The sequence below is a fragment of the Streptomyces sp. MMG1121 genome (assembly GCF_001280015.1).
GTDB lineage: Bacteria > Actinomycetota > Actinomycetes > Streptomycetales > Streptomycetaceae > Streptomyces.
Map to the genome: position 1 here is coordinate 55,535 of NZ_LGDV01000130.1, position 23,020 is coordinate 78,554.

Sequence of the window (23,020 nt, forward strand, 5' to 3'; positions counted from 1 at the left end):
CGTGAGGAGGGCCGGCAGATGCGTGCATCCAAGGGCGACCGTCTTGTCCAGCACGGCAGGGTGGTCGGCCAACACGACCATGTCGTAGAAGTCGTCGAGGTACTCGGCCCCGAGGGCAACCCGCCCTACCGTGTCCGGTCCGAGAACGGGCACGAGTCGATCATGTCCCCTGGACCCGACTGCCAGGTCAGGCACAAGGACGAGCGGCAGCGGTAGCTCAGCGCGGTGGTTTCGCCGGTCGCCGGTAGTGATCGGCGACCACGCGCGCCATCGCACCGATAGGGTCGGCCGCCACGTCCTCGGCGGCGAAGAATACGTGCCCGCGCACCTGCGGGTACCGCGCGGCGAGCGTGAGGTGCCGGGACAGTTCGACCGGGTCCTGCCAGGCCGAGGGCTGCCCCGCCGCACCGGCCTTGTACAGGGCCTCGCCGATATGGAGCTGTGTCCTGGTCCCCCGCGTGACCGACGCCCACCACTCGACCAGCTTCGCGTAGTCGGCGCCGGCGAAGCCGATGTTCCAGTACAGCTGCGGGACGATGTGGTCGATCCAGTGCTCACGCACCCATCTGCGGGTGTCCGCGTACAGGTCGTCGTACGTCTGGACGCCCGCCCGGGTGTCCGAGCCGCGCGGGTCGGTCGAGGCGTTGCGCCACACCCCGAAGGGGCTGATCCCGAACCGGGTGCCAGGCCGGACCCGCCTGATGCCGGCGGCCGTCTCCTTCACCAGCCGGTTGATGTTGTCGCGGCGCCACGCGGCCCGGTTGCCGAAGTCGCCGCCGTAGCGGTCGTAGGCGTCATCGTCGTCGAAGGTCTGCCCGGCGACCGGATAGGGGTAGAAGTAGTCGTCGAAGTGGACGGCGTCGACCGGGTACTTCGCGACCGCGTCGAGCATCGCCCGCTGCACGAAGGCGCGGACCTGGGACAGTCCGGGGTTGTAGTAGAGCTGCCCGCCGTACCGGACCACCCAGTCGGGGTGCCTGCGGGCCGGGTGCCGGGCGGCCAGCCGGCCGAGGTCGGCATGGATCGCGATCCGGTACGGATTGAACCAGGCGTGCAGTCGCAGTCCCCGGGCGTGCGCCTCTCGTACGGCGGTGCCCAGCGGGTCCCAGCCGGGGTTGCGGCCCTGGGTGCCGGTCAGGTACTCGGACCAGGGCTCATGCCGGGACGGCCACAGGGCGTCGGCGGCGGGGCGCACCTGGAAGATCACCGTGTTGAGCCGGTCCCGGGCCGCCCTGTCGAGATGGGCGATCAGTTCCTCGCGCTGGACGGCGGCCGGCAGACCGGGCCGGGACGGCCAGTCCCGGTTGTCGACCGTGGCGAGCCACACACCCCGCATCTCGCGGGTCGCCCGCGGCCGGTGACCGGGCCCCTCGCCGCGCGGTACGGCCGCCGCGGCGGGCGCCGCGGCCAGGGTCGACAGCGCCGCCAGGGTGAAGGCCCGCCGTGACAGTTGCCCCATCCGAACGCCCCCGTACGCTCCGGATCCGCTCCGTCACGGATCGTCCCGCGCTCCAGCATGCCCCCACCCGCGCGATCGATCATCGATACTTGGCGGTAACGTGCACGATCGGAGCAGGGGCCGAACCCGGAGATCCTGCCGAGTGCCGTAGATCAGCGAAGGGGACGATGTGACGGGCATCCCAGCGGGAGACATTGCTCGCGTCGGAGTCGTGGGCTGCGGCCAGATGGGCGCGGGCATCGCCGAGGTGTGCGCCCGCGCCGGACTGGACGTGAAGGTCGCCGAGACCACCGGCGAGGCTCTGGAGATCGGCCGCACCCGGCTGCTCAACTCCCTGGCCAAGGCCGCCGAGCGCGGCAAGATCACCGAGGAGGAGCGGGACGGCACGCAGGCGCGCCTCAGCTTCACCACGGACCTCGGCGAGTTCGCCGACCGCGATCTGGTGATCGAGGCCGTCGTGGAGAACGAGCAGGTGAAGACGGAGATCTTCCAGGTGCTCGACCAGGTGGTGACCCGCCCGGACGCGATCCTGGCCTCCAACACCTCCTCGATCCCGCTGGTGAAGCTGGCGGTCGCCACCTCCCGCCCGGACCACGTGGTCGGCATCCACTTCTTCAACCCGGCCCCGGTGCAGCAGCTGGTCGAGCTGATCCCGGCGCTGACCACCTCCGAGGGCACCCTCGGCCGCGCCCAGCTGTTCGCCGAGAAGGTGCTCGGCAAGCACGCCATCCGCGCCCAGGACCGCTCCGGTTTCGTGGTCAACGCGCTGCTCGTGCCCTATCTGCTCTCCGCGATCCGGATGTTCGAGTCGGGCATCGCCAGCCGTGAGGACATCGACAACGGCATGGAGATGGGCTGCGCCCACCCGATGGGCCCGCTGAAGCTGTCCGACCTGATCGGCCTGGACACCATCGTCTCCATCGCGAACTCGATGTACGCCGAGTACAAGGAGCCCCTGTACGCCGCTCCCCCGCTGCTCCAGCGCATGGTGGAGGCGGGCCGACTGGGCCGGAAGACCGGGTCGGGCTTCTACACCTACGGCTGATCACACAGAGCAACGCCTTACGGCCCGGCACCGGACTCGGTGCCGGGCTCATCTGTTTCACTCCCCGTGTGCGCGCCGGGCACGCATATGCCCGTCGCACACGCTCCCCTCGCGCCCACCAGGGGAGTTGACTCCTCATGCGCATGCAAGGGATGCGGAACCATCCATTTCGACTACCGAAAGGAGCGGACCCGTGACCGCCGATCAGGAGCATCCCGTGGTCCAGGGAGAACTCGCAGAGTTACGGCGTCGCCTCGATGTGGCCTACGCCCGGGTCGAGGGAGGGCTGGCGCTGCTCAGTCACCGCACCGAGGAGACCGCGAAGGAACTGGACGAACTGAACTCCCGCATGGTCTCGCTGGAACACGCCCGCTGGCCGTTGCCCTCGCTCGCCGCCCTGACGGCCCTGGGAGCGCTCGTCGTGACGGTCTGGCAGGCCGTGTCGGCCCGCTAGCCCGCCGTCCGGGCCCCGTCGTCACTGGCCTTCGGAGAGCCTGAGGTGGTGCAGCAGCAGTAACGCGGCCGCCATGTTGGCGGCCGGGACCTCCCCACGGGCGATCATGTCGGGGACGAGTTTGAGGGGGACCCATTCCCGGCGGTCCGACTCGAAGTCGTCCACGGGATGCCCGATGTACTCGCCCCGGTCGGACCAGTAGATGTGGTGCCGGGCGTCGGTGAGGCCGTTGGACGGCTCCACGCTCATGAGGTGGTGCAGGGGCCCCGGCCGCCAGCCGGTCTCCTCCTCCAGTTCCCGGGCGGCCGCGACGGCGATGTCCTCGCCGTCCTCGACGACACCCGCGGCCAGTTCCCAGCCCCAGCTGTCGGTGATGAAGCGGTGCCGCCACAGCAGCAGCACCTCGTTGGCCTCGTTGACGACCGTGGCCACGGCCACGGGCCGCAGCCGGATCAGGAAGTGGTCGAGATGCCGGCCGTCCGGCAGCTCGACATCAGCGAGATTGACGCTGAACCAGCGATTCGCATACACAGTTTGTTCGTTCTGTTTCGTCCACTGCACGGTTCTGCCACCTTCCGCCGAGTAAGTGGCAATATCGCAGCAGGGACTGTGCACCTACAGGGGGCCTACAGCGGTACGCGCAGTGCCCCGTCGATGAGTTCCGCGGCCTCGGCGGTGCCGGCCGAGCCGCAGCGCACCAGGTACTCGCGTACCGCGCGCAGTCTGTCGCGCAGCCGCTGGGACTCCATTCCGCGCGCCTGCTCGGCCATCTGCACGGCGGTGGCCACCGCCTTGTCGGCCTGGCCCTGGCGCAGTTCGATCGTGCAGAGCATGGCGAGCCGGTGCACCCGCCCCCGGTCGTGGGCGGGGTTGTCGACGGCCGCCGCCGCGTGCTCCCGGGCGGCGGCGAGTTCACCGAGACTGAGCAGTGCCTCGGCCACCTGCACATTGACCAGGCCCGGCTGCACATAGCCGGTCTCGTCGGGCTCGTACCCGCGCCGGATCCGGTCGGCCGCCGTCTCCGCGCGCCGGATGCACGCCAGCGCGCTGCCCGCGTCGCCGAGATGGGCGTAGGCCTTGGCCTGCATCGCGTACAGGTCGGAGGCGAGCGCCGGGGTGATGTGCTTGCCGGCGGCCCGCAGCGCGGCCTCGGCGAAGGCGACGGCCTGCCGGTACTCCCGCATGAACAGCGACTGGTTGACCAGCAGCGCTATCACATACGCCCCGAGTCCCCGGTCCCCGCTGGCCTTGGCCAGCCGGAGCGCCTGGTGGAAGTAGCGCTGGGCGAGCCCGTGCGCGTCGGAGTCGTACGCGCAGATCCCCGCGACGGCCACCAACCCGCCGGTCGCCCGGTGCAGTTGACGCCCGGTGGCATCGGTGTAGCTGCCGCGCAGCAGTGGCGCCGCCTCGGCGTTGAGGAAGCCGACGATCCGGGTCCGGGTCGCGATGCCACCGGCCTTGCGGTACATCTGCTCGTAGTGCGCGCGGGCGGCGCGCAGCATCTCGATGTCGGCCGTGGTCACCCGGTGCCGGCCGCCCCGGGAGACGTCGACGTCCTCGGGCGGGTTCTCCCACTCCCACACCGGCATCACCGCCGGGGTCCCGGTGACGGCCGGGGCGCCCAGCACATGCGGCCGTTGCTGTTCGTCCGAGCGCCACAGGGCGGTCGCCCGCTCCACGAAGCCGGAGAGCGACCCGGTGTGCGGAGTGCTCGGCTCGCCCGGCACCCCGAGGCCGATGTCGTCGAGGGTCACCGGCCGCCGCAACCGCCCGGCCAGCACCTCGCAGATCAGATCGGGCACCTGGCCGCGCGGCCGCTGCCCCTTCAACCACCGTGCCACGGCGGTGTGTTCGTACCGGAGCTCGAGGCCCCGTCTCCGGCCCGCCTGGTTGACATGGGCGGCGAGACCGGCGTGCGAGATCCCCGCTTCGTCCAGGATCGCGTCGAGCAGAGTGTTGGGCTGCATGGGATGACCCCCGAGTGGCCTGGTGCGGTTCAGCGTAGTGCGCTTGCCTTCACACGGGGTGTGAACGGAGTGCTCGCATCCGGACCGTGCACGCGGTGTCGCTCAGCGTGTTCTGCGGATTGACTGAGGTACCGGCCAAGCCTCCGGCTCCCCCTCGAAAAGCGGCGGCTTGGCCGGGCCGCAGGTGCGCGCCCCCGGGTGGGGGTGCCTCCCCCTGGCCCGCTCCCTCTGCAGCACCAGCAGGGCGATGTCGTCCGTCGGTCGCCCGGCCGTGTGGTGCAGGAGCGCCGTGAACAGAGTCCTCAGTACGGACTGGGGTGAGACCGGCTGGACCCGGACCGCCTCCCGCAGGGCCGCCGGCAAGGAGAAGAAGCGGCCCTTGGCGTCCCTGGCCTCCTCGGCGCCGTCCGTGAACAGGACCAGGGAGTCGCCGGGCCGGAGCTGCCCGCAGGGCCGGGCTTCCAGTTCCGCCGGCAAGGGGAACGGGCCCAGCGGCGGAAGCGGGTCGAGCCGGCTCAGCGCCTCGACACTCGTACCGCTGATCCGGTACGGCCAGGGATGGCCGCAGTTGAGCGCGCGCAGCTCGCCGTCCCGGCCGATCTCCAGGAGCAGGACGGTGACGAACTCCTCCGCGACCGAGTGCTCGGCCCGGGACTGTTCGCGCAGATGACGCGCGAGGGCGCGGTCCAGGCGGCGCAGGACACAGCCGAGTTCGGGCTCGTCGTGGGCCGCCTCGCGGAAGCTGCCGAGGACGGCGGCGACCGTGCCGAGGGCGGCCAGACCGTGCCCGCGTACGTCTCCCATCACCACGCGCACCCCGTGCTCGGTGGCGATCGCCTCGTACAGGTCCCCGCCGACGCTGGCGCCCCGGTCCGCGGACAGCTGGGCGGCGGCGACGTTCAGCCCGTCGAGCCGCGGGGGCAGCGGACGCAGGACGACGCTCTGCGCGACCCGCGCCACCCGGCGGGCCTGCCGCAGCTCACGCAGCAGGGCACGCCGGACATGGAAGACGAGCCCGGTGCCGACGGCGAAGAAGACGGCGCTGGTGACGATGCGCGCACCGAGCCCGTCCTGCTCGGCGAGCGGGCAGCCGAACTTGTAGCCGACCGCCACACCGCCCCAGATCATGGGCAGTACGGCTCCCCGCGCGGTGGGCGCCCGTGCCTTGATGCGGATCATGCCTCTGGTCCCCCATGGAGAGTCCCTGACAGAGCAGACGGACCGACCCCGAAAGGCCGGTCCGATTCTGTCGAGGGCATGGCCCGCAAGGACCAGATCGCCCCGGATTCCCACCCAGATGAGTGACCTGTCCCCGGCCAACGCGCATTTATGCAGCTGGCAGAGGGGAAAACGCGCCCCGAAGGGGCGCGTCGCCCGGCGGACGGACTAGCCCCTCAGCACCGCACCCGTACGCTCCCCCGCCAGGGCAACCGCGGCGTCCCGGGCGGCAGAAGCCTCGTCCACGGTCAACGTACGGTCCCCGGCCCGGAAGCGGAGCGCGTACGCCAGCGACTTCTTGCCCTCGCCGAGCTGCGCGACGTTCTCGTACACGTCGAACAGCCGGATGGACTCGAGCAGTTCACCCGCCCCGTCCCGCAGCGCCGCCTCGACCTCGGCGGCCGGGACGGTCAGGTCGACCACGAGGGCGACGTCCTGCGTGGCGACCGGGAACGTGGAGATGCTCGGCGCCTGCGGGACACCGTCGGCCACGGCCTCCACGGCGTCCAGGTTCAGCTCCATCGCGCAGGTGCGCTCGGCCAGACCCAGGGCCTTGAGGACACGCGGGTGCAGCTCTCCGGCGTGGCCCACGACCTGCTCCGTGCCGTCGGCGACGACCACCAGCTCGGCACAGCGGCCCGGGTGCCACGGACCGTACTGGCCCTTGCGGACGATCAGTTCGGCACCGGCCTCACGGGCCACGGCGCGCGCGGCCTCGACCGCGTCGGCCCACCCGGCCGGACGGCCCTCGCCCCACCAGCCGGCCTGCTCGCGCGCGCCGGTGAGCACGACGGCCACGTGCCGAGGCTGCTCGGGCAGCGCGGCGTCGAGCGCGGCGATCTCCTCGTCGGTCGGACGCCGGTCGACGGGCAGGTGCACGGCGGCCCGCCGCTCCTCGCGCGGGTGGAAGACCAGACCCGTCTCGAACAGGGCCAGATCGTGCGAGCCCCGGCCGGCGTTGCGGCGCAGCGCACCGAGCAGGCCCGGCAGCAGCGTCGTACGGAGCGCGGGCTCCTCGTCGTTGAGCGGGTTGGCCAGCTTGACGACGCGGCGGGCCGGGTCGTCGGAGTCCAGGCCGAGCTGGTCGAAGACCTGCTCGCCGACGAAGGGGTAGTTCGGTGCCTCGACGTAGCCGGCGCCCGCCAGCACGCGGCCGACCCGGCGGTGCAGCCGCTGCCGGGGGGTCAGACCACGGCCCGAGGGGGGCTTGGGCAGCGTGGAGGGCAGGTTCTCGTAGCCCTCCAGGCGGATGACCTCCTCGGCGAGGTCGTTCGGGTCGGCCAGGTCGGGCCGCCAGGACGGGACGGTGACGATCAGCTCGTCCTGCCCGTAGACGTCGCAGCCGACCTCCTGGAGCCGGCGCACGACGCTCTCGCGGCCGTAGTGGACGCCCGCCACCTTGTCCGGGTGGTTCGCCGGGACGGTGATGGTGTGCGGGGCCGAGGGCGCGATGATCTCGGTGACACCGGCCTCCGCCGTACCGCCGGCGAGGAGCACCAGCAGGTCCACCGTGCGCTGCGCGGCGGCCGCGGCGGCCTGCGGGTCGACCCCGCGCTCGAAGCGGCGGGACGCCTCGGACAGCAGCTTGTGGCGGCGGGCCGTACGGGCGATCGCGACGGCGTCGAAGTGGGCCGCCTCGATGACCACGTCGGTGGTCGCGCCCTGCACGTCCTCGTGGTCGGCGATCTCGGTGTTGGCGCCGCCCATCACGCCGGCGAGGCCGATCGGGCCGCGCTCGTCGGTGATCACCAGGTCCTCGGCGTGCAGCTTGCGCTCGACGCCGTCGAGGGTGACGAGCTTCTCGCCCTCCGCGGCGCGGCGCACGCCGATCGTGCCCTGGACCAGGGTGCGGTCGTAGGCGTGCAGCGGCTGGCCCAGCTCCATCATCACGTAGTTCGTGACGTCGACGGCGAGCGAGATCGGGCGCATGCCGACCTTCTGCAGCCGGCGCTGGAGCCAGATCGGGGAGCGGGCCTCGGGGCGCAGGCCGGTGACCGTGCGCGCGGTGAAGCGGTCGCAGCCGAACGGGTCGGAGACCTGGACCGGGTAGCCGTAGGCGTTCGGGGCCGGTACGTCGATCAGGGCGGGGTCGCGCAGCGGCTGGCCGTAGGCGATGGCGGCCTCGCGGGCGACGCCGCGGATGGACAGGCAGTCGCCGCGGTTGGCGGTGACGGCGATGTCCAGGACCTCGTCGACCAGCTCGAGCAGCTCGATGGCGTCCTTGCCGACCTCGGTCTCCGGCGGCAGCACGATGATGCCGTGGCTGCCGTCGTCGCCCATGCCCAGCTCGTCGCCGGAGCAGATCATGCCGTGCGAGGTCCTGCCGTAGGTCTTGCGGGCGGCGATGGAGAAGCCGCCGGGGAGCGTGGCGCCGGGCAGGACCACGACGACCTTGTCGCCGACCGCGAAGTTGCGGGCGCCGCAGACGATCTCCTGAGGCTCACCGGTGCCGTTGGCCTGGCCGACGTCGACGGTGCAGAAGCGGATCGGCTTCTTGAAGCCCTCCAGCTCCTCGATGGTCAGCACCTGGCCGACGACCAGCGGGCCCTTGAGGTCGGCGCCGAGCTGCTCGACGGTCTCCACCTCGAGGCCGGACGGAATGAGCTTGGCCTGGACGTCCCGGCCGGTCTCGGTGGCCGGCAGGTCGACGTACTCCCGCAGCCAAGAAAGCGGGACCCGCATCAGATCTCCATCCCGAACGGCCGGGTGAACCGGACGTCACCCTCGACCATGTCTCGCATGTCATCGACGTTGTGGCGGAACATCAGCATCCGCTCGATGCCGAACCCGAAGGCGAAGCCGCTGTACTTCTCCGGGTCGACGCCGCAGGCGGTGAGCACCCGCGGGTTGACCATGCCGCAGCCGCCCAGCTCGATCCAGCCCTCGCTGGAACAGGTGCGGCAGGGCCGGTCGGGGTTGCCGACGGACTCGCCCTTGCAGACGTAGCAGAGCATGTCCATCTCGGCGCTCGGCTCGGTGAAGGGGAAGAAGTTCGGCCGCAGCCGGGTCTTCATCTCCTCGCCGAACAGGGACTGGACCATGTGGTCCAGGGTGCCCTTGAGGTCCGCCATGGTCAGGCCCTCGTCCACGGCGAGCAGCTCGACCTGGTGGAAGACGGGCGTGTGGGTGGCGTCCAGCTCGTCGGTGCGGTAGACGCGGCCTGGGCAGATCACGTAGACCGGCAGCTCGCGCTCCAGCAGGGAGCGGATCTGCACGGGCGAGGTGTGGGTGCGCAGGACGACACCACAGTCGCCGGAGCCGTCCTGGCCCTGCACGAAGAAGGTGTCCGCCTCGCCGCGGGCCGGGTGGTCGGGGCCGATGTTGAGGGCGTCGAAGTTGAACCACTCCGCCTCGACCTGCGGGCCCTCGGCGACCTCGTAGCCCATGGCCACGAAGATGTCCTCGATCCGCTCCGACAGCGTGGTCAGCGGGTGCCGGGCGCCGGCCGGGACGCGGTCGTACGGCAGCGTGACGTCCACCGACTCCTCGACCAGGACCCGGGCGTCGCGCTCGGCCTCCAGTTCGCTCTGGCGGCCGGCGAGGGCCTTGTTGACGGCGCCGCGGGCCATGCCGACGCGCTTGCCGGCCTCGGCCTTGGCGTGCGGGGGCAGGGCGCCGATCTCGCGGTTGGCGAGGGACAGCGGGGAGGCCGGGCCGGTGTGGGCGACCTTGGCCTCGTGGAGCGCGTCGAGGGAGCCCGCGGCGGCGAAGGCGGCGAGCGCCTCGTCCCGCATGCGCTCGATCTCTTCCGGTTTCAACGCCTCGACCTCGACAGGGTCGTACGACTTATTGGGTGCCGACATCTCTTCCCGTGCTTCCGTTTGTCCCCCAGCTGACGCTGGGAGGTGCCCCCAGGCGGATGGTCCCCGTCACCGACTCGCACCAACGCGCGAGGGCCGCGTGCAGGACACAAAGGTGCCAAAGGCCGAGTCTAACGGGGTGAAGGAACGCGAATGCGCCCGCGGGCTGCTCCGGGGCGGTCTCAGGTGAGATACGCCGGGGCGCTCACGGGCAACGTAAATCGGAACTCGGCGCCGCCCACCGGGGCGCGGCCGACCGTGATGGTGCCGCCGTGGGCCTCGACGATGCCCTTGACGATGTACAGCCCAAGGCCCGTGCCGCCGCGCTTGCTGCCCCGCCAGAAGCGGGTGAAGACGCGGTTCATGGATTCCTCCGGGATGCCGGGACCCTCGTCGCTCACCGTGACCGACGTACCGGTTTCCTCGCCCTCGCGCGGGGATGTGCGGGGCGTGACGTCAATGGTGACGGTTCCCTCGCCGTGCCGCACCGCATTTTCGATCAGATTGCTCAGCACCTGGTCGACCTTGTCGGGGTCGGCCCACAGGGCGGGCAGCGGCTGTTCGATGCGGAGCAGGAAGCGGTCGGCGGGCTGGCCCGCGGCGACGTAGGCCTGGATGTGCCGGGAGACGGCGGCCCCGATGTCGACGGGCTGCCGGCGCACCTCCAGGCGGCCGGAGTCGATCCGGGAGATGTCGAGCAGTTCGGCGATGAGCCGGGTGACGCGGTCGGCGTCGGCGTCGACGGTCTCCAGCATGAGCCGCTTCTGGTCGTCCGTGAAGCGTTCCCACTTGGCGAGGAGGGTGGCGGTGAAGCCCTTCACGGAGGTCAGCGGGGAGCGCAGCTCGTGGGCGACGGTGGCGATCAGCTCGGCGTGGCTGCGTTCGGTACGCCGGCGGGCCTCGGTGTCACGCAGGGAGACGACGACGCGCCGGACGGGCCCGAGGGGTTCGGCCCGGATGTACCGGGCGCAGACGAGGACCTCCCGTCCGCCGGGCAGCAGCAGGTTCCGCTCCGGCTGCCGTACCCGGATGGCGAGCCCGCCGTAGGGATCGGTGAGCTGCCACCAGCGGCGGCCCTCCAGGTCCTCCAGGGGAAGCGCCTTCTCCAGCGGCTGACCGAGGGCGTCCGCGGCCCGTACGGCGGTGATGCGCGCGGCGGCCGCGTTGAAGCAGACGACGCGCCCGTGCTCGTCGGCGACGACGAGGCCGTCCGGCAGCTGGTCGGGATCGAGGCCGGCGTGCTCGCCGTACCTGGGCGCGGGCGCGCGCCGCGCGTCCCGTCCCTCCGGTCCCTCCGGCGCGGTGCTCGTGCCGGCCACACTCATCCCCGTACCCCACCTCTCAGACGGCGCAGGGCCCCGAGCACGTCACCCTACTAGCTCTCGGTGACGGAGCGGCACCCTCCGGAGGCACGCTGTGCACGGGCCGACGCGTAGAGACATACGGCGGCGGCCGTGGCGAGGTTCAGGCTCTCGGCCTTTCCGTGGATGGGGACGCGGACGACGGCGTCGGCGAGGGCACGGGTCTCCTCCGGGAGCCCCCAGGCCTCGTTCCCGAACACCCAGGCGGTGGGCCCGCCCATAGTGCCCCGATCCAGCTCCTCGTCGAGGTCGTGGTCCCCCGCGCCGTCGGCGGCGAGAATGCGCACCCCGGCGTCCTTCAGCCCTTGTACGGCCCGTTCGACGGGGACGCCGACGGCGACGGGCAGATGGAAGTGGGAGCCCACGGAGGCGCGTACGGCCTTGGGGTTGTACAGGTCGACGGAGGCGTCGGTGAGCACGACCGCCTCGGCGCCCGCGGCGTCGGCGCAACGCAGCACGGTGCCGGCGTTGCCGGGGTCGCGCACGTGCGCGAGCACGGCGACCAGCTTGGGCCGGGTGGTGAGGATCTCCTCGAACGGCGTGTCCAGGAACCGGCACACCCCGACGAGTCCCTGTGGGGTCACCGTGGTGGAGATGTCTGCGATGACCTCTTCGGAGGCCAGGTGCACCCGGGCCCCGGCGTCGCGGGCCTCCCCGACGATGTCGGCGTACCGCTCCGCGGCCTCGACCGTGGCGAACAGCTCGACAAGGGTGGGGGCGCCACCGGCCCGATGCCCGGCCGCCTCCCTGACGGCCTGCGGCCCCTCCGCGAGAAACAGCCGGTCCTTGCCCCGGAAGTTCCGCTTGGCCAGCCGCCGGGCGGCGACGACACGGGCGGACCGGGGGGAGATCAGCTCGGGGGTAACGGGGGGCATCTTCTTCACCTTCAGGAGAACCTCGGCTTCGCGCCCCGAAGGGGCACGGGCTGCATCGATATGCGGCTCCGCCGCGTGGGCGCGGCCGGCCCGCACCGGCCCGCGGCCGAAAACGAAAGGCGAGGGCCCCAACAGCAGGACCCGCAAGCCATACAGCCTGCGGGTCCTTCAGTCACGTCGGCTGGAGCCAGCGCAGCGTCACGCGGCCTTCGGCGCGTTGACGTCCGCCGGCAGAGCCTTCTGCGCGACCTCGACGAGCGCGGCGAAGGCGCTCGCGTCGTTCACGGCCAGCTCGGCCAGGATCTTGCGGTCGACCTCGACGTTCGCGGCCTTCAGACCCTGGATGAAGCGGTTGTAGGTGATGCCGTTGGCGCGGGCAGCGGCGTTGATGCGCTGGATCCACAGCTGACGGAAGTCGCCCTTGCGCTTCTTGCGGTCGTTGTAGTTGTAGACCAGCGAGTGGGTGACCTGCTCCTTGGCCTTGCGGTACAGGCGCGAACGCTGACCGCGGTAGCCGGAGGCCGCCTCGAGGATCGCCCGGCGCTTCTTGTGGGCGTTGACTGCCCGCTTGACGCGTGCCACTTGTTAACTCCTTGTAGCGGGGTCGTGGGGGTGCTCACACGACCCGGAAACGACTGGGTCCCGGTCCTGACGTACGGCGCTCAGTGGTCGGCGAGCGCCGGTGACGTCACTTGCCGAGAAGCTTCTTGATCTTCGCGGCGTCGCCCGGGGCCATCTCGGCGTTGCCGGTGAGGCGACGCGTGACGCGGGACGACTTGTGCTCGAGCAGGTGGCGCTTGCCGGCGCGCTCGCGGAGCACCTTGCCGGAGCCGGTGATCTTGAAGCGCTTGCTGGCACCGCTGTGCGACTTGTTCTTCGGCATAGCGCCGTTATCTCCTCGTCGGTGGCGCTCCGGTGCCCGGTCGCGAAACCGGGCACGATGGAGCGTCGCTCTTCTTTCGGTTACATCCACTGGGGACCGGTGTCCCCCGGGATCACGCCTCGGCGGGCTCCTCGGACGGCGCCTCAGCCTCGGCAGGGTTCTGCGACTTACCGGGGTTCGCCTTCGCCTCGGCCTTGCGGGCCTCCTGCGCCTGACGGGCCTCGGCCATCGCCTCGGTCTTCTTCTTGTGCGGACCGAGGACCATGATCATGTTTCGGCCGTCCTGCTTCGGGTTCGACTCGACGAAACCGAGGTCCTGGACGTCCTCCGCGAGACGCTGCAGCAGTCGGTAGCCCAGCTCGGGCCGGGACTGCTCGCGACCACGGAACATGATCGTGATCTTGACCTTGTCGCCCTGCTTGAGGAACCGAACGACGTGACCCTTCTTGGTGTCATAGTCGTGCGGGTCGATCTTCGGCCGGAGCTTCATCTCCTTGATGACCGTGTGCGCCTGGTTCTTGCGCGCCTCACGGGCCTTCATGGCCGACTCGTACTTGAACTTCCCGTAGTCCATGAGCTTGCACACGGGCGGACGGGCGTTCGCCGCGACCTCGACCAGGTCCAGGTCGTACTCCTGCGCAAGCTCCAGTGCCTTGGCCAGGGGGACGATGCCCACCTGCTCGCCACTGGGACCGACAAGTCGCACCTCGGGAACGCGAATCCGGTCGTTGATGCGGGGCTCGGCGCTGATGGATCCTCCTCGGTAGCACCACACGGCGGTCTGGCGGACAGCCGCGTAACGTCTGTGTTCTTTGGACCTAACCGCGCCGAAGCACAAAAAATGCCCCGGACGATCACAGGCGGGGCTCCCTCACTACCGGAACACCGCCGCGTTGACCGCGGGGCGCAGCTCGGGCGACTCCATCGTCCGTACGGAACGATGGTGGCCGCCTGACCGGATGACCCGCCGTCCCGAAGGACGGTCAGGTGGGAGATCGGAGCCTCCACTTGTGGGCTGGACGCTCTGTCACTGACAGGGCATGTCCAGCCGGTCGTCACACAAGGTTAGCAGCACCGTCGGGGAAGGGCTAATCGGAGGACGCGAACGCTTACCGCTTATCGTGTGGGCATGAGTGAGACCCCTCCTGAGAACCCCGACTTCGACGCGATGACCCGGGACATCGCCGAGGTCCCCGCCGTCGAGGTGATCGTGACGGTCGCCGTCAACCTGATGAGCGCCGCCGCCGTGAAGCTCGGGCTGAGCGAGGAGGGCGAGAAGTACAAGGACCTGGACGAGGCCCGCAAGCTGATCACCGGTCTCGCCGGTCTGCTGGACGCGAGCGCGACCGAGATCAGCTCCTTCCACGCGGCCCCGCTGCGCGACGGGCTGAAGTCGCTGCAGCTGGCGTTCCGCGAGGCGTCGGTCGTCCCGGACGAGCCGGGCCACGGGCCGGGCGAGAAGTACACCGGCCCGGTCTACGGCTAGCCGACGGCAGTCTTCCTACGATCCGCGCACGTACAGGGGCTCGCCCGGCGGCGTGGTCCCGGCCGGCAGCAGTGCCAGGTCGAGGCCGCGCACCAGGCGGGCCCTCAGCGTTTCGTCGGCGGCGAGCCGCCCGGCGACCGCGCGGGCGGCCTCGGCGGGCGGCGCGGCCGGGTCGAGGACGAGGGCGAGGGTGCCGTCGGCCTGTCCGGGTCCGAGGTGGGCGCGCAGCACGGCGGGCTCCGCCGCCACGGCCGTACGCACGGCCTCGACGACCGCCGGGTCGGCGAGCGGGTCGGTGCTGGTGCGGCCCTCGGCGAGAGCGAACAGGGCCGGGCCGGTCAGCTCGAACGGCACGGGTCCGGCGAGGTCCAGTACGACCGTGTCGGCCTTCTCGTGGGCGGCGGCCTCCAGCGCCTGGTGCAGGGGTACGGCGACCGGGCGGGCCGCCGGGTCCCAGCGGGCCAGGGAGCCGGTGGAGGTGAAGGCGGGCAGCGCGGTGCGGTGGCCGGCCTTCAGGGTGGGTACGGCCATGTCGCTGGTCTTCTCGCGGCGCAGCCCGTTCTCGTCCTCCTCGACCTCGCCGAGCACGGCCACCACGGGCACCAGGAGCCGGGCCCCCTTGAGCGCCTCCAGGACCGGGCCCACGGCCGTGCGGTCCTCGGCCCAGGCGGCGAGCGCGGCGCTCAGCCGGGGGTCGGCGGAGCCGTCGTCGTCGGAGAAACCGGGATCGGGAATGTTCTTGTTCGCCACGGTCACCGAGCCTATAGGCACCTGACGGGCCCTCTGCGCGGGAGTCTTCACGGGAATCTCAGCGTTCCCTGACGCCCGTCTCATGTCCGTCCAACGCGGTGCACAGTCCACGCCCCGAGCATCGCGGCCATGGAGTCCTCCAGAGGCCGCCGTGGCCGTCGTCGTGCGCGCCCGTCCCGGCGCCGTCCGCTGCTGTACACCGCGCTCGCCGTGGTCGCCGTGACCGGGGTCACGGCCGGGGGCACGGTCTATGTGAAGGCGCGGGCGCACCCGGGGACCGCGGCCGTATCGTCGGCGGCGACGCCCTCGGCCTCCTCCTTGGCCGGGGCGAGCGAGGAGGCATCGGTGACGGAACCGGCGGTGGACCGGGACGCGCTGCTGAACGAGGCGATGGGGGCGGTGAGCGTGCCGTCGGGCGCCGAGGTGTCGGCGGCGGTGCTGGCGGTGGGCTCCGGGGAGAGCGCGGGATACGGGGAGGCGGCCTTCGACACGGCGAGCATCGTCAAGGTCGACATCCTGGCCGCGCTGCTGCTCCAGGCCCAGGACGCGGGCCGGCGGCTGACGGCGACGGAGCAGGCGTACGCCACCAGGATGATCGAGAACAGCGACAACGAGTCCGCGACGGAGCTGTGGCACACGATCGGCCGGGCGGCCGGGCTGGACGCGGCGAACAAGCGCTTCGGGCTGACCGCGACCTCGGGCGGCGACGGCGAGCTGTGGGGGCTGACCCAGACCACGGCGGCGGACCAGCTCGTGCTGCTCCAGCAGGTGTTCGGCAAGGACTCGGAGCTGAGTGCGGACTCGCGGACGTACGTCCAGGGGCTGATGACGTCGGTCGAGACGGACCAGCGGTGGGGTGTGTCGGCCGTCGCCGACGACAACTCCTGGGCGCTGAAGAACGGTTGGCTGGCGCGCAGCACGACGGGCCTGTGGGACGTGAACAGCATCGGGCGGGTGGCGGTGGACGGCACCGACTATCTGGTGGCGGTGCTGTCGAAGGGCACCAGGACCCAGGACAAGGGCATCGCGCTGGTGGAGGCCGCGGCGAAGGCGGCGGTGTCGGCGTTCGCCGGTAAGTGATCGGGAACTCAAGGCACTTGACGACGAGCAGGCCGGACGACGGCCTTCTGCGACCTGCGCTGCGGGGCGGGCCCGGCACCCTCAGACCGACTGCCTGCGGCCCCGCCACAGAACGATGCCCGCCACCAGCAGGACCCCGCCGGTGCCGCCGGCCAGGGGGCCCGCCCAGTCGGCGGCCGAGGACGTGGCCTTGGGGGCGTCGGGGCCGGTGCCGAAGTACTTCCGGTCGTACGCCGACGCGCGCAGGCTCTGCGACCGGATCCGGTCGGCCGCCCTCAGGGCAGCCGCCGGGTCGATCATGCCGAAGCCGCGCGAGTCGTCCCGGCCGCCGGCCGGCGGGTCCTCGGCGGTGTCCTCCAGGAGCTTCTTGACCTGGGCCGGGCTCAGGGTGGGGTGGGCGGCCTTGATGAGCGCCGCCGCGCCGGAGACGAAGGCGGAGGCGGCCGAGGTGCCCCAGCCCTCGTAGTACTTGTGGTCGGGGTCGGCGATGACGACGTTGACGCCGGGCGCGCTGACGGCTGCGTACCAGCGGCGGGTGGAGAAGGAGGCACGGGTGCCGAAGCGGTCGACGGCGGTCGCGGCGATGACACCGGGGTAGGCGGCCGGGTAGGAGATGTGGTCGCCCTTCTCCCCGCCGTTGCCCGCGGAGGCGACGACGACCACGCCCTTCTTCAGGGCGTACTGCACGGCCTCGTCCTCGCTCGGCTCGGGGTGCGCGGAGTTCGAGTCGTCGCCGAGGGAGAGGTTGATGACGTCGGCGCCGTGGTCGGCGGCCCAGCGGATGCCGTCGGCGAGCGCGTTGCCCCGGGTCGTACGGGCCCTGGTGCGGGCGGGGTCGCCGTCCTCCAGGATCACGCGGACGGGCAGGATCTTCGCCTCGGGGGCGACGCCCATGACCCCGGCGGAGTCGCCGGGGCCGTGTCCGTGCCCGGCGATGATGCCGGCCATGGCGGTGCCGTGCCGGGCCCAGTTGCGGTCACCGGGCTCGGCACCGAAGCCGATCATGTCCTTGGCGGGCAGGACGTTGCCGGCGAGGTCGGGGTGGTCGGCCTCGACACCGGTGTCCAGGACGGCGACGGTGACGCCCTTGCCCTTGGTCGTCTGCCAGGCCTCGTCCAGGTGCAGGGCGTCCAGGCCCCACTGCTGGGCGCGGATGCCGTCGGCGTGGGCCGCGGTGGCCGGCAGCAGGGTGAGGGCGCCGGCGAGCAGCAGGCTCACCGCCGCTCCGGCGGGGGCGCGGCGGCGGCCGCATATCGAGCGCCTCATGAAGGTTTCTCCGTGCCCGTGCCGATGTTCTGGCGCAGCCGCCGTTCGATGCGGTCGGCCAGGCCCTGGGCCTCGTTGCCGAGCCCTGACTGGGCGGGTGCGGTGGTGGCATCGGAGCTGACGGCGTCGGCGGCGGCCTGGGGTGCGTCCACGGTGCGGCCGTCGGCCCAGCCGGAGACGGCGTAGGCGACGACGGGGGCGTCGGTGAGGACGGAGATGGCCCAGGAGGCGCGCTGCTCGTCGCCGAAGCCGGCCGCGACGGTGCCCTCGGCGGCGTACGGCCGGGGCATCAGGTCCGTACGGCGGTCCAGGCGCTCGGTGCGGAAGCGGGCGGCGAGCGCGGCCATGCCGGCGGGGTCGGCCTTGGTGAAGAGCAGGCCGACGGTGGTGACGTAGCTCTGGGTGGCGTCGGTGTACGTGGCGCGCAGCAGTCGCTGGCAGCCGACCGGGGCGAGCACCTTCTGCAGGAGCGGGTCGAAGGCGTGGGCGCAGCCGCTGTCCGGGGCGACGGCGACCCTGGTCCAGGTGCGGTCGGCTCCGCCGGGTCCGGCGCCGGTGCCCTCGACGGTGGGCGGGAACAACTGGTCGACGGGCACGTTGTGCCAGAGCGCGGCGGCGGCGGTGAAGCGGCCGGCCGTGGCGTCGTCCTCGCTGTCCCCGGTCAGCCAACTCCCGGTCACGGCACCGCCGATGAGGCCGAGTCCGAGCACGAGACAGGCGGCAGCGGCGGCGGTGCGGGGACCCACCCGGTGCCGCGACCGCTCGTCGAAGACCTCGGGCTGCCCGAACGACACCACGGGCCGCGCGGCCGCGCCGGTGCTCCAGGACAGCGCCGGGTCCGGGCCGACGGGGTGGGCGGGCGCGAGGGGGCTCCAGGCGGCCGCAGGAGCGGGGCCGGGACCGGTACGGCGCTCGCCGGCTGCCCCTGCGGGCGCGGCTCCGGGGCTCCGGGGCTCCGGGGCTCCGGGGACGGGACGGAGCCGGGTCGTGGTCTCCGACGCCGTGGCCTCGGGCGCTGTCACGGGACGAAGCCGGGCGGTCGTCTCCGAGGGAGTCGGTGCGGGGGCGGCCGGCCGGCGGGAGTCCTGCCCGTTCCGCTGCAGGGGACGCGCGGGAGCGCCCGCACCCGGGGCGCCCCGCCGCCCCTGGCGCCCCGCACGGGGCGGCGCGTCGGGAAACCGGGCCGAGGCGGGCGGCGGAGGCGGACTCACGGGGTCGGCACCCCCGGGCACCACGGGCTTCGCCCCGGCGCCGTTCCCGGCCTCGGCCTCCTGGTCGTCACGCGCGCGATCCCCGGCGGACGGCCGGGCAGCGCGCGGGGCGAAGACGGAGGGCTCGTCGTCGGGGTCGTCGACCGGGACCACGTCGGAGCGACGGGCGCCGACGCCTCCGGCCGGGGGACCCATCGGGCGCGACGCCCCGGACCCATCCGACGGGTGCGGCAGGTTCGCCGTGGCGGGCGGCACGGCCGGACCCGAGGCGGACGACGACCGCGACGGCACGGACGAGGCCGACGGCCCCGGCGAGCGGGACGGCCCGGCGGGACTCGGCGAAGTCGAAGGACGCGGCGGCACGGCCGGGCTCACCGGAGCCGACGGGCCCGGCGAAGTCGAAGCGCCCGGCGGTGACGAGGGGCTCGGTGGAGTCGACGGCCGTGGCGGCACCGGGGCGTGGCGCGCTTCCGTGCTCATGCACCCCCCGTTTCCTCGTGCCCGGGCCGTCGTCGCGTACGCGGGCCGCTTAGCTCCTCGGCCGCGCCCGGTGCGAAGGTTCCGTCCCGGGCACGCATACCCGTACGGCCGGACCGGCATCCCGGTTCAGATGAGTGACCGGGCGTCTTCCGTCGCACGTGCGCGTCACTCTACGGGTTGCCCGGGAGAGAAAGAGAACCAGTCCACGCCCCCGGGGCATCTGCCCGGAACGTCCCCCTACCCTGCGGTAATCCTGTCTGGCAGGCTTCCGCCATGACTGCGCTCGCCGCTGACCGGGCCCGTTACGACCGGGCCACCGCCCATCTCGACGCCCCACTCGCGATCGTGGACCTGGACGCCTTCGACGCCAACGCGGAGGATCTGCTCCGCCGCGCCGCCGGCAAGCCGGTCCGGGTCGCCAGCAAGTCCGTTCGCTGCCGGGCCCTGCTGGAGCGGGTCCTGGCCAAGGACGGCTTCCGGGGCATCATGTCGTTCACCCTGGCCGAGTCGCTGTGGCTCGCGCGTTCCGGGTTCGACGACATCCTGCTGGCGTATCCGTCCGCCGACCGTTCGGGCTTCGCCGAGCTGGCCGCCGATCCCAAGCTCGCCGGTGCGGTCACCGTGATGGTGGACGACGTCGCCCAGCTCGACCTCATCGACGCCGCGCGGGACGGCGGGCGCGAAGTGGTGCGGGTCTGCCTGGAGTTGGACACCTCGCTGAAGCTGCTCGGCGGCCGGGTGCGGGTCGGGGCCCTGCGCTCTCCGCTGCGCTCCCCCGCCCAACTCGCCGACATGGCACGGTCGGTGGCCCGGCGGCCGGGTTTCCGGCTGGTGGGGATCATGGCGTACGAGGGGCATGTCGCGGGGGTCGGGGACGCGGTGGCCGGGCGGCCGTTCAGGTCCCGGGCGATCCGGCTGATGCAGGCGGCCGCCCGCCGGGAGCTGGCCGAGCGGCGGGCCGCCGTCGTGCGCGCGGTGCGGGCCGTCGCGCCCGGCCTGGAGTTCGTCAACGGCGGTGGCACGGGCAGTGTGCAGCACACCGCGGCCGAGGCCGCGGTGACCGAGATTGCGGCCGGTTCGGGGCTGTACGTGCCGCGGCTCTTCGACAACTACACGTCGTTCACGGGCCGTCCGGCCGCCCTCTTCGCCCAGCCCGTCGTACGGCGGCCGGGCGTGGGGGTCGTCACGGTGCTCGGCGGCGGGTATCCGGCCTCCGGGGCCGCCGGGCCCGACCGGCTGCCGGTGCCGTATCTGCCGGAGGGGCTCTCGTACGACCCGCAGGAGGGCCCCGGCGAGGTGCAGACCCCGCTGCTCGGCTCGCCCGCCGACGACCTCCTCATCGGCGACAAGGTGTGGTTCCGGCACGCCAAGGCGGGCGAGCTGTGCGAGCGGTTCGAGGCGCTGCGTCTGATCGAGGGGGACACGGTCACGGCGACCGTGCCCACCTACCGGGGTGAGGGACAGACCTTCCTCTGACCCCTTCCTCTGCCCCCTCCTCCGGCCGCTTCCGCCGACCGGTGGTCCCTACAGGGGCGTGACGTACGCGCCCGCGATTCCGCCGTCCACCAGGAAGTCGGTGGCGTTGACGAACGAGGAGTCGTCGCTGGCCAGGAAGGCGACGGCGGCGGCGATCTCCTCGGCCTCGGCGAACCGGCCGACCGGGATGTGCACGAGGCGGCGGGCGGCGCGCTCCGGGTCCTTGGCGAACAGCTCCTGCAGGAGCGGGGTGTTGACCGGGCCCGGGCACAGGGCGTTCACGCGGATGCCCTCCCGGGCGAACTGCACGCCCAGCTCACGGGACATGGCGAGCACGCCGCCCTTGGAGGCCGTGTACGAGATCTGCGAGGTGGCCGCGCCCATCCGCGCCACGAAGGACGCGGTGTTGATGATGGAGCCCTTGCCTTGGCGGCGCATGTAGGGGATGGCGGCCTTGCAGCACAGGTAGACGGAGGTGAGGTTGACCTCCTGGACCCGCTTCCAGGCCTCCAGGCCGGTCTCCAGGATGGAGTCGTCGTCGGGCGGGGAGATACCGGCGTTGTTGAAGGCGACGTCGACGCTGCCGTAGGTGTCGTAGGCCGTCTTGAACAGCGCCTCGACCTGCTCGGGGTCGGTGACGTCGGTCTTGACGAAGAGTCCGCCGACCTCGTCGGCGGCGGCCTTGCCGCGGGCGTCGTCCACGTCCGCGCAGACGACGTGGGCGCCCTCGGCGGCGAGCCGGCGGGCGGTGGCGAGGCCGATGCCGCTGCCGGCTCCGGTGACGACGGCGGTACGGCCGACCAGGCGGCGGCAAACAGTTTCTGCGGTCACTGTGCGGGGCCCTCCGTGCTGATGAAGACGTTCTTGGTTTCGGTGAAGGCGGTCAGGGCGTCGGGGCCGAGTTCGCGGCCGAGGCCGGATTGCTTGTAGCCGCCGAACGGAGCCCAGTAGCGGACGCTGGAGTGCGAGTTGACGGACAGGTTGCCCGCGCGGACGGACTGGGACACGCGCAGGGCGCGGCCGAGGTCCCGGGTCCAGACGGAGCCGGACAGGCCGTAGGGGGTGTCGTTGGCCAGGCGGACGGCGTCGGCCTCGTCGGTGAAGGGGAGGAGGACGGCGACGGGTCCGAAGATCTCCTCGCAGGCCGCCGGGCTGTCGTACCGCTCCCCGGTCAGGACGGTCGGCGGGAACCAGAAGCCGGGGCCGTCGGGGGCGCTGCCGCGCAGGGCGGGCGCGTCCTCGGGGACGTAGGACCGTACGCGCTCCAGCTGCTGCCGGGAGATCAGCGGGCCCATCTGCGTCTTCTCGTCGGCGGGGTCGCCCACGACCACGGCGGCCAGCGCGTCCGCGAGGAGGTCCCGGGCCTCCTCCAGCACCGACTCCTGGACGAGGATGCGGGTGCGGGCGCAGCAGTCCTGGCCGGAGTTGTCCAGGAAGGAGAAGGGGTCGAGAGCGGTCTTGAGGTCGGCGTCGGCGAAGACGACGTTGGGGCTCTTGCCGCCCAGTTCGAGGGTGACCGGCTTGACGAGCCGCGCGCAGCGCTCCATGACCTCGCGGCCGGTGCGCGTGGAGCCGGTGAACACGATCTTGGCGACGTCCGGGTGGTCCACCAGGGCGCGCCCGGCGATGTGGCCGTGGCCGGGGAGGACTTGGAGGACGTGCTCCGGCAGGCCCGCCTCCAGGGCGAGTTCGGCCAGGCGCAGGGCCGTCAGCGGGGTGGTCTCCGCCGGTTTGAGGACGACCGCGTTGCCGGCCGCGAGCGCCGGGAAGGAGCCCCAGGCGGCGATGGGCATCGGGAAGTTCCAGGGGGCGATGACGCCGATGACGCCGAGCGGCTCCTGGAAGGTGACGTTCCAGCCGCCGGGGGCCGGGATCTGCCGGCCGAGGAGGCGTTCGGCGCCGCCCGCCGCGTACAGCAGCAGGTCGCGGGCGTTGCCGGCCTCCCAGCGGGCGTTGCCGACGGTGTGCCCGGCCTCGCGGACCTCCAGCCGGGCCAGCTCTTCGATGTGGGCGTCGACCGTGTCGGCGAAGCGGCGCAGCAGCCGGGCCCGGTCGGCGGGCGCGAGGGCGGCCCACTTCCTCTGGGCGCGGGCGGCCCGTACGACGGCGGCGGCCACGTCGTCGGCGCCGGCGGCGGGGACGGTGGCGACGACCTCTTCCGTGGCGGGGTTGAGAACCTTCAACTCGTCTGGTTCGGACACGAATTGAC

22 protein-coding genes are annotated in these 23,020 nt (G+C 72.4%); 6 read left to right on the plus strand and 16 right to left on the minus strand.

Features of this window, described 5'->3' with window-relative positions; translation table 11 throughout:
* Positions 1-18: 18 nt before the first annotated feature.
* Positions 19-216, plus strand: a complete 198-nt coding sequence (locus ADK64_RS42815; protein WP_078992639.1) for a DUF1918 domain-containing protein — start codon at positions 19-21, stop codon at positions 214-216.
* A 1-nt stretch (position 217) separates the two neighbouring features.
* Here ADK64_RS42815 and ADK64_RS13700 read toward each other — a convergent pair whose 3' ends face one another.
* Positions 218-1,459 (minus strand): glycoside hydrolase family 10 protein, encoded by a 1,242-nt coding sequence (locus ADK64_RS13700; protein WP_053658596.1) that lies wholly within the window; start codon positions 1,457-1,459, stop codon positions 218-220.
* 169 nt (positions 1,460-1,628) lie between these two features.
* On the opposite strand from ADK64_RS13700, the gene ADK64_RS13705 reads away from it, so the two are divergent.
* Both ADK64_RS13705 and ADK64_RS13710 read left to right on the plus strand, forming a co-directional pair.
* The gene (locus tag ADK64_RS13705; RefSeq protein WP_078992640.1) at positions 1,629-2,504 is read left to right on the plus strand and encodes a 3-hydroxybutyryl-CoA dehydrogenase; all 876 of its coding nucleotides are present in this window, start codon (positions 1,629-1,631) and stop codon (positions 2,502-2,504) included.
* Positions 2,505-2,697: 193 nt separating this feature from the next.
* On the plus strand, positions 2,698-2,958 hold the full coding sequence (locus ADK64_RS13710; protein WP_053658598.1) for a hypothetical protein: 261 nt from the start codon (positions 2,698-2,700) through the stop codon (positions 2,956-2,958).
* Positions 2,959-2,979: 21 nt separating this feature from the next.
* On the opposite strand, the gene ADK64_RS13715 is transcribed toward ADK64_RS13710, so the two are convergent.
* From ADK64_RS13715 to infC, 10 genes are all read right to left on the minus strand, one after another.
* Complete coding sequence (locus ADK64_RS13715) at positions 2,980-3,519, minus strand: NUDIX hydrolase (protein ID WP_078992641.1); 540 nt, start codon at positions 3,517-3,519, stop codon at positions 2,980-2,982.
* A gap of 65 nt (positions 3,520-3,584) precedes the next feature.
* Positions 3,585-4,925, minus strand: a complete 1,341-nt coding sequence (locus ADK64_RS13720; RefSeq protein WP_053658602.1) for a hypothetical protein — start codon at positions 4,923-4,925, stop codon at positions 3,585-3,587.
* Between the two features lie 102 nt (positions 4,926-5,027).
* Positions 5,028-6,104 carry a PP2C family protein-serine/threonine phosphatase gene (locus tag ADK64_RS13725; RefSeq protein WP_053658604.1) on the minus strand — a complete coding sequence of 359 codons (1,077 nt, stop codon included), beginning with the start codon at positions 6,102-6,104 and terminating at the stop codon, positions 5,028-5,030.
* 207 nt (positions 6,105-6,311) lie between these two features.
* Positions 6,312-8,825, minus strand: a complete 2,514-nt coding sequence (gene pheT, locus ADK64_RS13730) for a phenylalanine--tRNA ligase subunit beta (protein ID WP_053658606.1) — start codon at positions 8,823-8,825, stop codon at positions 6,312-6,314.
* Positions 8,825-9,946 carry a phenylalanine--tRNA ligase subunit alpha gene (pheS, locus tag ADK64_RS13735; RefSeq protein WP_053658608.1) on the minus strand — a complete coding sequence of 374 codons (1,122 nt, stop codon included), beginning with the start codon at positions 9,944-9,946 and terminating at the stop codon, positions 8,825-8,827. The genes pheT and pheS overlap by 1 nt, the downstream gene beginning before the upstream one ends.
* A gap of 179 nt (positions 9,947-10,125) precedes the next feature.
* Positions 10,126-11,268 (minus strand): sensor histidine kinase, encoded by a 1,143-nt coding sequence (locus ADK64_RS13740; RefSeq protein WP_053658611.1) that lies wholly within the window; start codon positions 11,266-11,268, stop codon positions 10,126-10,128.
* Positions 11,269-11,318: 50 nt separating this feature from the next.
* Entirely contained in the window at positions 11,319-12,179 is an 861-nt protein-coding gene (locus tag ADK64_RS13745) for a TrmH family RNA methyltransferase (protein ID WP_053658614.1), read from the minus strand.
* A 198-nt stretch (positions 12,180-12,377) separates the two neighbouring features.
* Positions 12,378-12,761 (minus strand): 50S ribosomal protein L20, encoded by a 384-nt coding sequence (gene rplT, locus ADK64_RS13750; protein WP_053658616.1) that lies wholly within the window; start codon positions 12,759-12,761, stop codon positions 12,378-12,380.
* A gap of 106 nt (positions 12,762-12,867) precedes the next feature.
* Positions 12,868-13,062 (minus strand): 50S ribosomal protein L35, encoded by a 195-nt coding sequence (gene rpmI / locus ADK64_RS13755; RefSeq protein WP_003977225.1) that lies wholly within the window; start codon positions 13,060-13,062, stop codon positions 12,868-12,870.
* Between the two features lie 112 nt (positions 13,063-13,174).
* Positions 13,175-13,837: a translation initiation factor IF-3 gene (gene infC, locus ADK64_RS13760; RefSeq protein ID WP_030654735.1), complete on the minus strand. Its 663-nt coding sequence runs from the start codon at positions 13,835-13,837 to the stop codon at positions 13,175-13,177.
* Between the two features lie 354 nt (positions 13,838-14,191).
* Between infC and ADK64_RS13765 the strand changes: the two genes are divergently transcribed.
* Positions 14,192-14,548 (plus strand): DUF1844 domain-containing protein, encoded by a 357-nt coding sequence (locus ADK64_RS13765; RefSeq protein WP_053658619.1) that lies wholly within the window; start codon positions 14,192-14,194, stop codon positions 14,546-14,548.
* Positions 14,549-14,563: 15 nt separating this feature from the next.
* Here the strand turns inward: ADK64_RS13765 and ADK64_RS13770 are convergent, their stop codons facing one another.
* Complete coding sequence (locus ADK64_RS13770; protein WP_053658728.1) at positions 14,564-15,298, minus strand: SseB family protein; 735 nt, start codon at positions 15,296-15,298, stop codon at positions 14,564-14,566.
* Between the two features lie 129 nt (positions 15,299-15,427).
* Here ADK64_RS13770 and ADK64_RS13775 point away from each other — a divergent pair, with 129 nt between their 5' ends.
* On the plus strand, positions 15,428-16,378 hold the full coding sequence (locus tag ADK64_RS13775) for a serine hydrolase (protein ID WP_053658621.1): 951 nt from the start codon (positions 15,428-15,430) through the stop codon (positions 16,376-16,378).
* An 81-nt stretch (positions 16,379-16,459) separates the two neighbouring features.
* On the opposite strand, the gene mycP is transcribed toward ADK64_RS13775, so the two are convergent.
* On the minus strand, positions 16,460-17,644 hold the full coding sequence (gene mycP, locus ADK64_RS13780; RefSeq protein ID WP_053658622.1) for a type VII secretion-associated serine protease mycosin: 1,185 nt from the start codon (positions 17,642-17,644) through the stop codon (positions 16,460-16,462).
* Positions 17,641-18,666, minus strand: a complete 1,026-nt coding sequence (locus tag ADK64_RS13785; RefSeq protein WP_234384557.1) for a hypothetical protein — start codon at positions 18,664-18,666, stop codon at positions 17,641-17,643. Before ADK64_RS13785 ends, mycP begins: the two co-directional genes overlap by 4 nt.
* A 942-nt stretch (positions 18,667-19,608) precedes the next feature.
* Here ADK64_RS13785 and ADK64_RS13790 point away from each other — a divergent pair.
* Positions 19,609-20,811 carry an amino acid deaminase/aldolase gene (locus ADK64_RS13790; RefSeq protein ID WP_053658625.1) on the plus strand — a complete coding sequence of 401 codons (1,203 nt, stop codon included), beginning with the start codon at positions 19,609-19,611 and terminating at the stop codon, positions 20,809-20,811.
* 48 nt (positions 20,812-20,859) lie between these two features.
* On the opposite strand, the gene ADK64_RS13795 is transcribed toward ADK64_RS13790, so the two are convergent.
* Positions 20,860-21,642, minus strand: coding sequence for a 3-oxoacyl-ACP reductase (locus ADK64_RS13795; protein ID WP_053658626.1), 783 nt, complete (start codon positions 21,640-21,642; stop codon positions 20,860-20,862).
* On the minus strand, positions 21,639-23,012 hold the full coding sequence (locus ADK64_RS13800) for an aldehyde dehydrogenase family protein (protein WP_053658633.1): 1,374 nt from the start codon (positions 23,010-23,012) through the stop codon (positions 21,639-21,641). The genes ADK64_RS13795 and ADK64_RS13800 overlap by 4 nt, the downstream gene beginning before the upstream one ends.
* Between the last annotated feature and the right edge of the window lie 8 nt (positions 23,013-23,020).